We start from the raw sequence: 13,664 nt of genomic DNA, 5'->3' as shown, positions 1-13,664 counted from the left end.
ACGTCGCATGGTATCCCGCGGCGCGCAAACGCGTCGCGCCACGCTCGCGCGCCGCCGTGCAAGGTCGTGTCGGGTCGAACAGACGAACGCGACCTGCGGCCCGCACGCATCGCGCGGGGCCGGGCCGGGTCACACGGAGGAACGAATTACTTGATCTGGTCGGCGAGCGGCCGCAGGAACTCGGAGAACCCGGTCAGCATGATCTGCACGCCGATGCACAGCAGCAGGAACGCGGACACGCGCTTCGCGACCTTGGTGCCTTCGATGCCGAGATAGCGCGACAGCAGCGCGGCGCGGCTGTAGGTCAGCCAGATCACGACCGCGACGAGTGCGGAGACCGAGATCGACACGATGCTCGACAGCATGAATTCCGACAGCTTGTGCGTGCGGTTCGCGTTCAGCGCGATCGCGGTGGCGATCGAACCGGGGCCGACCGTCAGCGGCACGGTCAGCGGGAAGAATGCGCGGGTCATGATCGCGTTCGCGTCGATCGGCTTGACCGGCGTGTCGCCGCCGCCCGGGCCGTCCGGCTCGTTGAGCATCTGCCAGCCCGCGACGGCGACCGCGAAGCCGCCGCCGATCCGCAGCGCTTCCATCGAGATGCCGAAGAAATGCAGCACCGGCGTGCCGGCGAAGAACGCGACCAGCAACACGATGAAGGCGTTGAACGCCACCTTCTTCGCGAGCAGGTTCCGTTCGTGCTCGGTCAGCGCCTCGGTGCGTTCGAGAAACAGGAACGCAATGCCGATCGGATTGATGATGCCGATCAGGCCGGTGAAGCCGAACAGGATCTCGGAGATAAGGCGGTCGACGATCATCGGGGCGAGGAAACGATCAGGGCTGGGGCCGGCGGCGCGCCGGAGGTCACGCATTGTAGAGCAAGCGCCCGCGCCCGAGACGCAAATCGCGACCCGGGCCCGGCGGCCCGCGCCACAGCGTCAATCGGTGCCCGGCTCCCACGCCGGCGGCCGCTTCGCGAAGAACGCGGCGAAGCCCTCCTTCGCTTCCGGCGTGGCCCGCACGCGCGAGATCGTCTGCGCGGTGAACGCCGCGCGTTCGGCCGACGGCGGGTACTCGCCGATCTCGTCGAAAAAGCGCTTGATCTCCATCAGCGCGTTCGGGCCATTGCGGCTCAACTCCGCGAGCGTCTTGTCGAGTGCTGCGTCGAGCGCGTCGAGCGGCACGGCCTGGTGGATCAGCCCGATCGCGACGGCTTCGCCGGCCGCGAGCTGCGTCGCGGTCAGCGCGAGCCGGCGCGCCTGGCGCTGGCCGACCGCCTCGACCAGATACGGGCCGATCACCGACGGCAGGATCCCGAACCGTGCCTCGCTGACCGAAAAGCGCGCATGATCGCTCGCGATCACGATGTCGCAGGCCGCGCACAGGCCGACGCCGCCGCCGAACGCGTGGCCCTGCACGCGGGCGACCGTCGGCTTCGGGCACTGCCGGATCGCGCGCATCATCGCGGCGAACCGCTCGGCGTCGCGCAGGTTCGCGGCCGCGTCGTTCGCGCTCGCGCGCTGCATCCACTGCAGGTCGGCGCCCGCGCAGAACGCGCGGCCGTCCGAGCGCAGCACGATCGCGCGCACGTCGTCGCGCCGGCCGAGCGTCGTGAACGCGTCGGTCAGCTCGGCGATCATCGTCTCGTCGAACGCGTTGAGCACGTCGCCGCGCTGCAGCGCGACGGTCGCGATGCCGCGCGCATCGACGGCAACGGCCAGGGTCTTCAATCCATCCATCGAACAGGTTTCCTCGGGGTAGAACAGGGAACGGCCAAACTCAGGCGGCCTGCCGGCGGTCGATCACGCGTCGGGCCTTGCCGGTCGCGGTCGCGGGAATGCCGCCGGCGGCGAGCACCGTCACGCCGGCCGACACGCCGATCATCGTCTTGATCCGGTGCTGCAGCTCGCGCGCGATCGCCGCGCGCTCGCCGTCGGTCACGCATGCGACGGCCTCGGAGCGCAGCTCGACCGCGAGGTCGAGCCGGTCCATGTGGCCGTCACGCGAGATCGTGACCTGGAACTGGCCCGACAGCTTCGGCTGCGCGACCACGATTTCCTCGATCTGGCTCGGGAACACGTTCACGCCGCGCACGATCAGCATGTCGTCGGAGCGGCCCGTGATCTTCGCGAGCCGGCGCATCGCGCGCGCGGTCGGCGGCAGCAGTGCGGTGAGGTCGCGCGTGCGGTAGCGGATCACCGGCATCGCCTCCTTCGTCAGCGACGTGAACACGAGCTCGCCCTCGCTGCCGTCCGGCAGCACTTCACCGGTCACGGGATCGATGATCTCCGGATAGAAGTGGTCTTCCCAGATCACCGGGCCGTCCTTCGTCTCGACGCATTCGCACGCGACGCCGGGGCCCATCACTTCCGACAGCCCGTAGATGTCGAGCGCGTCGATGCCCACGCGCGTCTCCACTTCCTCGCGCAGCGCCTGCGTCCACGGCTCCGCGCCGAAGATGCCGATCTTCAGCGACGACGCGGCCGGGTCCATCCCCTGCCGCACCATCTCGTCGATCAGGTTCAGCATGTACGACGGCGTGACGAGGATGATCTTCGGCTCGAAATCGCGGATCAGCTGCACCTGCTTCTCGGTCTGCCCGCCCGACATCGGCACGACCATGCAGCCGAGCCGCTCCGCGCCGTAGTGAATCCCCAGGCCGCCCGTGAAGAGCCCGTAGCCGAACGCGTTGTGCAGCGTGTCGCCCGGGCGGCCGCCGGCCGCGCGGATCGAGCGCGCGGTCACGTTCGCCCAGGTGTCGATGTCGCGCGCCGTGTACCCGACCACCGTCGGCTTGCCGGTCGTGCCGCTCGACGCATGCACGCGCACGACCTGCTCGCGCGGCACCGCGAACAGCCCGAACGGATAGTTGTCGCGCAGGTCGTTCTTGGTCGAGAACGGGAATTTCGCGAGATCGGCGAGCGTCTTCAGGTCGTCGGGGTGCACGCCCGCCGTGTCGAACGTCCGACGATAGTGCGGGACGTTGTCGTACGCGTGGCGCAGCGACCACTTGAGGCGCTCGAGCTGCAGCGCCTGCAGTTCGTCGCGGCTGGCGGTCTCGATCGGATCGAGGGCGGCGGCGGGATGCGTCGGGTGAGTCATCGGGGTGCTCCTCCAGTGGAGTGATGTCGTTATCGTGATCGGGGTGATGGGGCCGCCGGCTAGCGGAACGTGCGGCCGGCCGCGTGCAAGGCGGCGAGGCGCGGCGACACGCGATAGCGGTCCTCGCCGTAGCTCGCCGCGAGGTTCGACAGCACGCGATGCACGCGGCCGATGCCGATCGCATCGGCCCACGCGAGCGGGCCGCACGGGTAGTTCACGCCCTTCTCCATCGCGAGATCGAGATCGGCGGGCGAGCACACGCCCTGGTTGACCGTGTCGGCCGCCTCGTTCGCGAGCATCGCGACGGTGCGCATCGCAACCATGCCCGGCACGTCGGCAACGCCGACGACGCGGAAACCGGCTTGCTGGAACAGGCCGACCGCATCGGCGTAGGCGGCGTCGCCGCACTGGAGCGCGCGCGTCAGCGCGACCAGCCCGGCCTGCGCGTAGTCGCGCGCCAGATCGACGAGCACGAGATCGGCCACGCCGGTTTGCGCGGCGCGCGCCGTCGCGGTGCGGCCGTCGGTCAGCGCGATCGACGCGCGGCCGGCCACGGCGAGCAGTTCGTCGGCATCCAGGCCGTTGCGCCGCGCACCCGCGATGCGTTCGGCGAAGCGTGCATGCAGCGCGGCGGCCGGCCCGTCCTGCGCGAACAGCACGACGTCGGCCGGCGCGTCGCGCGGCGCTTCGAGCTCCGGCGCGGGCGGCGTCGCGCCATCCGCATACGAATAGAAGCCGCGCCCCGACTTGCGCCCGAGGAAGCCCGCGTTCACGAGTTCCTGCTGGATCAGCGACGGCGTGTAGCGCGGATCGTTGAAGTACGCGCGGAACACCGACTCGGTCACCGCGAAGTTCACGTCGTGGCCGATCAGGTCCATCAGCTCGAACGGCCCCATGCGGAAGCCGCCGGCCTCGCGCATCACCGCGTCGATCGAGGCCGGCGTGCCGCCCTGCTCGTTCAGCACGCGCAGCGCCTCCGCGTAATACGGCCGCGCGACGCGGTTCACGATGAAGCCCGGTGTCGATTTCGCCATCACGGGCTGCTTGCCCCACGCGGCGGCGGTCGCATGCAGCGCCTGCGCGACTTCCGGCGCGGTCGCGAGCCCGCTGACCACCTCGACGAGCGCCATCAGCGGCGCCGGATTGAAGAAATGCAGGCCGGCCACGCGCTGCGGCGCGCGCAGCCCGGCCGCGATCGACGTGATCGAGATCGACGACGTGTTGGTCGCCAGCACGCAGGTATCGTCGACATGGCGCTCCAGCGTCGCGAAGATCTCGCGCTTCACGTCGAGACGCTCGGCCGCCGCCTCGACGATCAGCGCGGCGCCAGCGAACTCGGCCAGCGCGCGCACCGCGCGAATCCGGTTGCCGGCCGCGTCGGCCTGCTCCGGCTCCATCCGCCCCTTCTCCGCGAGCCGCGCGAACTGCGCGCGGATGCCGGCGAGCGCCTTGTCGCACGCCGCCTCGTTCAGGTCGTACAGCAGCACGGTATGACCGGCGGCCGCCGCGACCTGCGCGATGCCCGCGCCCATCGCGCCCGCGCCGATCACGCCGACGACCGCCGACGGCGCCAGCGCGCCCGAATTCACCGAATGTGCAGAAGAACCAGCCATCGCTTGCGATCCGTCAATGAAGTGGAAGTGCGAGCGATTATAAACCGACCGGTCGGTAGATTTATGTCAGGACGAGCCCGAATTTGTCATGCAAGAGAGCGTTACGGAAACTGCAAAAACAAAAAAATCGAACGATCGGGGCACTTTTTGTAAACCGAAAGGTCAATGAAAGTATTCGAATATGAGATAGCGACCCCCGAACGCCTGATAAAATTCGACAAATCGCCGGATTCCAGGGGAAACCGCGTGTCACACCGCCGCCCATCGCCCGCCGCCCTTTCGGGGCCGGTTCCGAACTGCAGGGCCGCCTGCCGGCACGTCCACGCGCCCCGCCATCGGCACCCGGTCGCATCGAACCGTTTCATCCAGCGACGGGCTTCGGCCCGCCCGCGCCCCTCGCCGCCTCATGGCGGCGAACCGGAGGCAGCACCGTTCCGCGCTGCCGCCCATCAGCATCATCGTCCTCGTTCGGCGGATTTTCCGGCCGGGCTTCGTCAATCCGTGACGGCGCGTCGCGCGCCGCCACTCGCATAGGAAAACCGTCCATGCCGATCTCGTCCAACCAGCTCCCGCGCTGGACCCTCTGGGCCCCGCTTGCCGCGTGGCTGGTACTCGCGCTGTCGCGCGTCGTGCCGGCCGAAGGCCTCGTCATCGCAGTGTTGGCCGCCGCGCTCGCCGGCGCCGTGTTCGCCGCCGTCCACCATGCCGAAGTCGTCGCGCACCGCGTCGGCGAGCCGTTCGGCACGCTCGTGCTCGCGGTCGCCGTGACCGTCATCGAAGTCGCGCTGATCGTGTCGGTCATGCTCGGCGCCGGTCCCGAGAAATCGGGCCTCGCGCGTGACACCGTGTTCGCTGCCGTGATGATCATCTGCAACGGTATCGTCGGCCTTTGCCTGCTGGTCGGTGCGTGGAAGCACGGCGAGCAGGACTTCCAGGGGCGCGGGGCGAGCAAGGCGCTTGCGGTGCTCGCGTCGCTGTCCGTGCTCTCGCTCGTGATGCCGAACTACCTGAGCGCCGCGCCGGGTCCGTTCTTTTCGAAATCGCAGCTTGCGTTCGCCGGCGTGTCGTCGCTCGTGCTGTACGGCGCATTCGTCTTCGTGCAAACCGTGCGTCACCGCGACTACTTCCTCACCGCGCACGACAGTGCGAACGAATCGGTGCATGCGGCGCCGCCGAGCGGGCGCACCGCGGTGATCAGCCTCGTGCTGCTGTTCGCGAGCCTCGTCGCGGTCGTGCTGCTCGCGAAGCTGTTGTCGCCGGCCGTCGAGCATGCGGTGATGAAGCTCGGCGCGCCCGAAGCGGCGGTCGGCATCGTGATCGCCGCGCTCGTGCTGCTGCCCGAAGGGCTCGCGGCCGTCACCGCCGCACGCGCGAACCGCCTGCAGACCAGCATGAACCTCGCGCTCGGTTCGGCGCTCGCGAGCATCGGGCTCACGATCCCGACCGTCGCGGCCGTGTTCATCTGGGTCGGCCAGCCGCTCACGCTCGGCATCGGCGCGATGGAAACCGTGCTGCTGGCGCTCACGCTGCTCGTCAGCACGCTGACGCTCAGCCAGGGGCGCACGACGGTGCTGCACGGCGTCGTGCACCTGTCGCTGTTCGCGGCCTACCTGTTCCTGTCGATCACTCACTGACCCATCAATGCGCGCGGCCCGGCGGATCCCCTCCGCCCGGCCGCGCGCACTTCCTCACGTCCCTTCACCTCCGTTCACGCCACGCCGCCGCTACCGGACCGGAATCACGAGATGCTGGCCTGCCAGGATCAGGTTCGGGTTGGCGAGGTTGTTGCGGCGCTGGATCTCGCGAAAACGCTGGCCGCTGCCGAGCTTGCTCGCCGCGATCAGGTTCAGCGTGTCGCCCGCCTTCACCACGTATGTGTGTTCACCGGACGCGGCCGCGGTCGTCACCGTCTGGTCGCTGACGAAGTACTTGCGCAGCAGGTCGAGATACTGCGGCGATTGCTTGAGCTTCGCGATCGCGGCGTTCAGGTAGATCAGCAGGTCCTGATCGTCGGCGCGCACGCCGATCTTGTACGCGATGTTCGAGCCGTCGAGCTTGGTCACCGCGAACTTCAGGTCGGTGCCCTTGATCGAGCTGACCGCGAACGGATAGTCGTAGATGAACGCGTCGACCGCACGGCCGTCGAGGCTCTTCGCGAGGAACGCCGGATCGGAATCGTCGACCTCGACGAACCGCACGTTCGGATACTGGCGCGTGACGAACGCACGCACGTCCGGGTCGCCTTTCAGGATGCCGACCGTCTTGCCGGCCAGATCGTCGGCCGAGCGGATCGCGGAGCCCTGCCGCACGATCAGCGAATAGCCGAAATCGTCGACATACGGCACCGAGTAGACGACGCCCGCCGGCGTGTTGTCCGCGAACGTCAGCCCGTCCATCGCGACGTCGACGACGTGGTTGCCCTTCGCGTCGGTGTCGAGCAATTGCTTCGGCACGCCCGGGTACGTGTCGACTTCGTGACGCGTATCGACGACGACCGGCTTGCCGCCGTGCGAGAACGACGGATCCGCGAACAGCAGCCGCGCGAACTCGACGTTGAAGCCGTGCGGCGCGCCCTTGTCCTCGCCGAAGAACGGCTCGCTCGGGTTCTGCACCGAGATCCGCACGATGCCGTTTTCAGCGATCGATTTCAGCGTGCTGGCCTGCGGCGTGAAGCCGGCCGGCACCACGTTGCCCGATGCCGACGGCTGCGCGGGCTGGCCTGCGTCGGCCGACTGCGCGGACGTCGCGCCCGGAGCCGCATCGTGCGCGGGAATCAGTGTCGAGAGGCCGCCCTGATGGACGATCCAGACGCCGACGAGCACCACCAGAAACGCGATTGCGCCGAAAAGTTTTTTCATGGTTGCGTGCCTGCGGGAAATTATTGTTGTTTCGACGGCAAAGCGGCGGCGTGTGCCGCGTCGGGGCCGGGCACGGCCGCGGGGGTGCCGTTCATCACCGCCTGCTGCTGCGCCTGCTTGACCTCGGGGTTATCCATCAGCGACGTCTCCATTTCGGAGAACGCCTTGTTGACCGAGCGCATCACCGAATCGACGGCCACGTCGGTCTTGATCTGCTCGAACGTGTCAGATGCCTGCCGGCCCGCGAGCTTGTTCATTTGCTGCGCCGCCTGCGACATGTCCCACATCGCCTTCGCGCGATCGATCGCCGATGCGAAATTCTTCAGCTCGGCCTGTACCTGCTTGTAGCGGCCTTCGCGAAACGCGAGCAGTTGCTTCATCGTGCCGAGCTGCGACCGGAAGCGCGGCGCGTCATCCGGATATTGCTTCTCGAACAGTTCCGTCTTGTTCTCGAAGTTCTTCACCTCGGTGCGGAACGCGGTGATGCTGTCCGCGAATTTCTGTGCCGCCTGGCGCTTTTCCGCGAGCTGGTTGATCAGTGTCTCGATCGGATTCGACTGCGCCTCCTCGACGATCATCTTCACCTTCTGGTTCGCGAACTTCATCGCGACGACCGGCGCGAAATAGATCGCGCCGAGGCCGATCACGGCCGCCGTGATCAGCGCGATCATCCCCTTCAGGATGAACAGCGCGGCCGGTGCCGCGATCGCGACGCCAGCGATGATGATCGCCCACTTGATCAGCTTGGCCTTGCCACTCCCCGAACTGCCGTTTGCTTCATTCGAAAGCTGCGACATGAGTTTTTCTCCTTGAACCTCGAACCGAACTGCTTGCGTTTGCCTTTTTCAAGCTCAATCGAAATGCTTCGGACTTCGGTGCCGCCGGGCAGTCAGGAATGCCGGCGGCGCAATACAAGGATGGGCGCGACGGGCGTCACGAGACGCCTGTGTAGGCGCCGTTCAGGATGCGGTGATCGGGGGCGGCAGGCGGCGGCGCGATGCGGCGGGCCGGAGCGGCGCCGTTCGTCGTCGCGGCCATTGCGCGGACGGGAAAGTGTACCGATGCACGGTACGAAACGGGATGACGGATACGTGACGCGACGGGCATCGGGAGAAGCGGTGCTCCGGCGGGCCGACAGACGCGGGCCCGGTGTTCCGGTACGAGTGCGTAAAGGCTCATCGTTGTTCTTTTGCGTATCGCGGGTGCAGGAACCGCACGGCCGGCGCGTTCCGCTCCAAAGGCACGGACGTATCCTGCGCCGACCGGCATGCAGCGTCAAGCGGTTGTCGCAGTGCAGCGAACCGCTGCGTTGCGCCGTTGGAACGCAGGTATCGAAGCAGCTTTCGGCACGGTAAGGATTCGCAGGGCAGCAACCTGTCACGCTCGCTCAGGATTGCTTGTCATCGCCTGCGGCAAGCTTCCGGATTGAAAGCTTGTTACATCGCGCGAGCGTCTTACGTTGCTGCCGCGCCGCCCTGCTCCTGCGCGAGAAACCGCTCGACCATCGCGTTGAACACCGGCAGCGCCGGATTGTCGTTGTCCGCGCGCCAGGCGAGATACAGCTCGGCCGCCACGTCGACGCCCGCGAGCGGCCTGAACACCACGCCGTCGACATGCAGTTCGCGCGCCGACGCCGGCACCAGCGCGGCGCCCAGCCCCGCGCGCACCAGGCCGAGGATCGTATGCGTCTGCCCGACGTAATGCAGGTAGTTCGGCAAGCGGCCGGCGCCGGCGAACATCCCCGAGATCATGTCGTGGAAGTACTTCCCCTCGTTCGGCGAATACGCGATGAACGGCTGCCGGTCGAGCTCGTCAGGGCCGATCCGCTCGTACGCGGCGAGCGGCGCGCCCTGCGCGACCGCGACGAGCATCGGCTCGCGCTGCACGAGCCGGTATTCGAGCGGATGGCGCGCGGCGCGCTGGCGCACGAAGCCCGCATCGAGCATGCGCGACGCAAGCGCGTCGATCTGCACGGTCGACACCATTTCGCGCAGTTCGACATCGACGTCCGGCAGCGCGTGCGCCGCATGCGCGAGCAGCACCGGAATCATCCGGTACGCGCTGACCGCCGTGAAACCGAGCGTGATGCGGCCGGCCCCGCCGTGCGCGACGCGCTGCGCGGCCTGCTCGGCCCGCGCGGAAAACTCGAGGATGTGTCGCGCATCGCGCAGAAAGCGCTCGCCGGCCGCGGTCAGCCTGACCTGCCGGCTGCTGCGCTCCAGCAGCGCGATGCCGAGCGCGTGCTCGAGCAACTGGATCTGCCGGCTGAGCGGCGGCTGCGTCATGAAGAGCCGCTTGGCCGCGCGCCCGAAATGCAGTTCCTCGGCGACGGCGACGAAGCAGCGAAGCTGGTTCAGTTCAATCATTCAAATCTTGAATCAATCGATAGTCTTTTGATGTTAGACCAACATCGATCCGATTCCTATACTCGGTTGCACCTGATGCACGGCCCGCGCCGCGCACGACGACCGAGACCTTCATGACCATCGACATCCTGCTCACCCAGCCGCTTCCCGACGCCATCGACGCCGAACTGTCCGCCCGCTACGCGGTGCATCGGCTGTATGCGGCCGACCAGCCCGACGCGCTGCTCGATCGCGTCGCGTCGCGCATCCGCGGCGTCGTCACGGGCGGCGCGAACGGGTTGTCGGCCGCATTGACGGACCGTCTGAGCGCGCTCGAGATCATCGCGATCAGCGGCATCGGCACCGACGCGGTCGATCTCGACCGCGCCCGCGCCCGCGGCATTCACGTGACGACGACGCCCGACGTGCTGACCGACGACGTCGCCGACATGGCGATGGGGCTGATCCTGATGACGCTGCGCGATCTCGGCGCCGGCGAGCGCATCGTGCGCGCCGGCCGCTGGGGCAAAGTCGCGCAGCCGCTGGCGACCCAGGTGACGGGCAAGCGGCTCGGCATCGTCGGCCTCGGCCGCGTCGGCCGCGCGATCGCGCAGCGCGCGCAGGCGTTCCGGATGCCGGTCAGCTATTTCGGCCCGCGCGAACACCGCGAAAGCGGCTACCGCTATGTGCCCGACCTGATCGCGCTCGCGCGCGACAGCGACGTGCTCATGCTCGCGGCATCGGCCGATCATGGCAACGTGCTCGTCACGGCCGACGTGCTCGCCGCGCTCGGCAACCAAGGATTCCTGATCAACGTCGCGCGCGGCAAGCTCGTCGACGAGACCGCACTCGTGCGCGCGCTCGCGGACGGCACGATCGCCGGCGCCGGCCTCGACGTGTTCGTCGACGAACCGCACGTGCCGGCCGCGCTGCTCGAACTCGAGCGTGTCGTCGTGCAGCCGCACCGTGCGAGCGCGACGCACGAGACGCGCGAAGCCATGGGCCGGATCGTGCTCGCCAACCTCGCCGCGTGCTTCGCAGGCCAGCGCCCGCCGACCAGCGTCACGCGCTGAGCAACGCACGTTCCCCCGTCTACCACACCAAACGAAACGCCTCCGCACGACGGAGGCCAGGAGACTCGCATGCCCAATCGATCCAGCGGCGGCGCGGCCGTCGCCGCCTCGTCCGCTTCATCCGCCCCGTCGCGCACGATCGGCCGCGTCCGCTACACGATCCTCGCGCTGATCTTCGCGGTCACCGTCGTCAACTACGCGGACCGCGCGACGATGTCGATCGCCGGCACCGGCGTCGCGCACGACCTCGGGCTGTCACCCGTGCAGCTCGGCATCGTCTTCTCCGCGTTCGCATGGGCCTATGCGATCGGCCAGATCCCGGGCGGCTGGCTGCTCGACCGCTTCGGCGCGCGCCGCGTGTACGGCCTGAGCCTGCTGCTGTGGTCGGTGTTCACGATGCTGCAAGGCACGGTCGGCTGGTTCGCCGTCGAGGGTGCGGCCGCGACGCTCGCGCTGTTCGCGATGCGCTTCATGCTCGGGCTCGTCGAATCACCGGCCTTCCCGGCCAATTCGCGGATCGTCGCGTGCTGGTTCCCGACCGCCGAGCGCGGCACCGCATCGGCACTGTTCAACTCCGCGCAGTACATGGCCGTCGTGCTGTTCACGCCCGCGATGGCGTGGCTCACGCATGCGCTCGGCTGGGAACACGTGTTCCTGTGGATGGGGATGCTCGGCGTCGCGCTGTCGGCGCTCTGGTTCGCGTGGTATCGCGAGCCGCACGGCCATCCGCGCGTGAGCGACGCCGAGCGCGACTACCTGCGCGCACACGGCGCGCTCGTCGATCTCGAGGCGAACCGCGTCCGGCACCGGCCGCGCGTATCGTGGCACGACGCGTCGCAGCTGTTCCGCCATCGGAACCTGTGGGCGATCTATGTCGGCCAGTACTGCATCACGGCGCTCACCTATTTCTTCATCACGTGGTTCCCGATCTACCTGATCAAGGGGCGCGGGATGACGATCATGGAGGCCGGCTGGGTCGCCGCGCTACCGGCGCTGTGCGGCTTCACGGGCGGCGTGCTCGGCGGCGTGCTGTCGGACTGGCTGATCCGGCGCGGCGTACATCCGTCGCGCGCACGCAAGACGCCGTTCGTGGTGGGGATGGCAATGGCGACGCTGCTCGTGCTCGCGAACGGCGCGTCGTCGAACGCCGTCGTGATCGCGCTGATGACGATCGCGTTCTTCGGCAAGGGACTCGCGGCGGTCGGCTGGGCCGTGCTCGCCGACACCGCGCCCGAAGGCATGGTCGGCCTGAGCGGCGGCGTGTTCAACGGCCTCGGCAACATCGCGGGGATCGTCACGCCGCTCGTGATCGGCTACTTCGTCGCGCACACGGGTTCATTCGCGGGTGCGCTGTGGTTCGTCGCCGCGCACGGGCTGATCGGCATCGCCGCCTATGCGTGGCTCGCGGGCCGCTTCGAGCGGATTCGCATCACGCCGGCCGCATGACGCGCGGCGAACGAACCACCGTCGGCGGCGTCATGCGCGCTGGCGGCTGCCCGGCGTGTGCTCGACCGTGAGCCGGTCGAGTTCGCGCAGGTCGTTTTCCAGCGCGGGCGTGAGCGTCGTGCGCAGATGGTCGAGGAAGGTGCGGATCTTCGCGTCGAGATAGCGGCGCGTCGCATAGACGGCGTACACGCTGACCGTCTGCAGCCGGTACTCCGGCAGCACGCGGATCAGCCGCCCTTCGCGAAGGTCGTCGAGCACCGTGTACAGCGCGACACACGCGATGCCGCGCCCCGCCCGCACCGCGACGCACAGCGCATCCGGCACGTTGACCTGGAACGGTGCCGGCTGCAGTTCGTAGACGGTCTCCTCGTCGTCGCCGCGCTCGAGCCGCCACTCGCTGGCCGGCGACGCGGGCGTATCGAGGCGCAGGCACACGTGGTTCGGCAGGTCGTCCGGCGTCGTCGGCGTGCCGTGCCGCGCCAGGTAGTCGCGCGACGCGACCAGTACGCTGCAGCTCGTGCCGCAGGTCTGCGCGACGTAGCCGGAATCGGGCAACTGCGACGCGGTCACGATCGACACGTCGTAGCCCTCCTCGACGAGGTTCGGCATCCGCTGCGCGAGCGTCAGCTCGACCGACACGTCCGGATTGTCTTCCTGGTAGCGCACGATCGACGACACGACATGACTCTGCCCGAGCCCCGTCATCGCATGGATGCGCATCTTGCCGCTCGGCCGCAGCAGCGCGTTGCGCGCTTCGGCGTTCGCGTAGTCGATTTCGGCGAGGATCGATTTCGCCCGCTCGAAGTAGCGCTCGCCGCTTTCGGTGAGGCCGAGATGGCGCGTCGTGCGATGCAGCAGGCGCGTCTGTACGTGGGCTTCGAGATTCGAAACCGCGCGCGACACCTGCGCGGTGGTCGCGTCGATTTCTTTTGCGACCGCGGTGAAACTGCCGGCTTCGACAACGCGCACGAACAGGCGCATGTTTTCGAGCATGTCCATTGAATTGGCTTGGGGAGTGTCGGTGGGGAAACGTCGGCGGCGCTCGCGTCAGACGGGAATCGAGGCGGGCGCGCCAACCTCGCGCAAGCGATCGCCATGCCGGGGAACGGGCGGGAGAGCGGGCATCGCGTGCGTGGCTGTGGCATATCGGGGAATTCGGTGGCCGGAATTGTACGCCGCCGCAGACAAAATTGCGCGATAGCACGGCCGCCATGCTTTCGTCCGATG

General features: G+C 68.2%; 11 protein-coding genes. 3 read left to right on the top strand and 8 right to left on the bottom strand.

Translation table 11 applies throughout. From position 1 onward, the window contains the following. Nucleotides 1-146: 146 nt before the first annotated feature. From ACVK00_RS10760 to ACVK00_RS10745, 4 genes are all read right to left on the bottom strand, one after another. Nucleotides 147-818 carry a MarC family protein gene (locus tag ACVK00_RS10760; protein ID WP_166724366.1) on the bottom strand — a complete coding sequence of 224 codons (672 nt, stop codon included), beginning with the start codon at nucleotides 816-818 and terminating at the stop codon, nucleotides 147-149. Nucleotides 819-938: 120 nt separating this feature from the next. Then, complete coding sequence (locus tag ACVK00_RS10755; RefSeq protein WP_175723466.1) at nucleotides 939-1,739, bottom strand: enoyl-CoA hydratase-related protein; 801 nt, start codon at nucleotides 1,737-1,739, stop codon at nucleotides 939-941. 40 nt (nucleotides 1,740-1,779) lie between these two features. Beyond that, nucleotides 1,780-3,102, bottom strand: coding sequence for a phenylacetate--CoA ligase PaaK (gene paaK, locus ACVK00_RS10750; protein ID WP_175702548.1), 1,323 nt, complete (start codon nucleotides 3,100-3,102; stop codon nucleotides 1,780-1,782). Nucleotides 3,103-3,161: 59 nt separating this feature from the next. Then, the gene (locus tag ACVK00_RS10745; RefSeq protein ID WP_284889249.1) at nucleotides 3,162-4,715 is read right to left on the bottom strand and encodes a 3-hydroxyacyl-CoA dehydrogenase; all 1,554 of its coding nucleotides are present in this window, start codon (nucleotides 4,713-4,715) and stop codon (nucleotides 3,162-3,164) included. A gap of 545 nt (nucleotides 4,716-5,260) precedes the next feature. On the opposite strand from ACVK00_RS10745, the gene ACVK00_RS10740 reads away from it, so the two are divergent. Continuing rightward, complete coding sequence (locus ACVK00_RS10740) at nucleotides 5,261-6,349, top strand: calcium:proton antiporter (protein WP_228907865.1); 1,089 nt, start codon at nucleotides 5,261-5,263, stop codon at nucleotides 6,347-6,349. Between the two features lie 90 nt (nucleotides 6,350-6,439). Here ACVK00_RS10740 and ACVK00_RS10735 read toward each other — a convergent pair whose 3' ends face one another. The 3 genes from ACVK00_RS10735 to ACVK00_RS10725 all read right to left on the bottom strand — a co-directional run bounded on the left by ACVK00_RS10735 (nucleotide 6,440) and on the right by ACVK00_RS10725 (nucleotide 9,939). Next, nucleotides 6,440-7,573, bottom strand: coding sequence for a transporter substrate-binding and LysM peptidoglycan-binding domain-containing protein (locus ACVK00_RS10735; RefSeq protein WP_228907866.1), 1,134 nt, complete (start codon nucleotides 7,571-7,573; stop codon nucleotides 6,440-6,442). Between the two features lie 20 nt (nucleotides 7,574-7,593). Beyond that, complete coding sequence (locus tag ACVK00_RS10730) at nucleotides 7,594-8,370, bottom strand: hypothetical protein (protein ID WP_284889245.1); 777 nt, start codon at nucleotides 8,368-8,370, stop codon at nucleotides 7,594-7,596. A 657-nt stretch (nucleotides 8,371-9,027) separates the two neighbouring features. Further along, complete coding sequence (locus ACVK00_RS10725; protein ID WP_166724359.1) at nucleotides 9,028-9,939, bottom strand: LysR substrate-binding domain-containing protein; 912 nt, start codon at nucleotides 9,937-9,939, stop codon at nucleotides 9,028-9,030. A gap of 113 nt (nucleotides 9,940-10,052) precedes the next feature. Between ACVK00_RS10725 and ACVK00_RS10720 the strand changes: the two genes are divergently transcribed. After that, nucleotides 10,053-10,991: a 2-hydroxyacid dehydrogenase gene (locus ACVK00_RS10720; RefSeq protein ID WP_284889241.1), complete on the top strand. Its 939-nt coding sequence runs from the start codon at nucleotides 10,053-10,055 to the stop codon at nucleotides 10,989-10,991. 69 nt (nucleotides 10,992-11,060) lie between these two features. Next, nucleotides 11,061-12,437: an MFS transporter gene (locus tag ACVK00_RS10715; protein WP_228907869.1), complete on the top strand. Its 1,377-nt coding sequence runs from the start codon at nucleotides 11,061-11,063 to the stop codon at nucleotides 12,435-12,437. Between the two features lie 30 nt (nucleotides 12,438-12,467). On the opposite strand, the gene ACVK00_RS10710 is transcribed toward ACVK00_RS10715, so the two are convergent. Continuing rightward, nucleotides 12,468-13,436, bottom strand: a complete 969-nt coding sequence (locus ACVK00_RS10710; RefSeq protein ID WP_228907870.1) for a LysR family transcriptional regulator — start codon at nucleotides 13,434-13,436, stop codon at nucleotides 12,468-12,470. Between the last annotated feature and the right edge of the window lie 228 nt (nucleotides 13,437-13,664).

The organism is Burkholderia sp. PvR073 (genome assembly GCF_054055695.1).
This window is presented reverse-complemented; position numbering and strand designations above follow the sequence as displayed.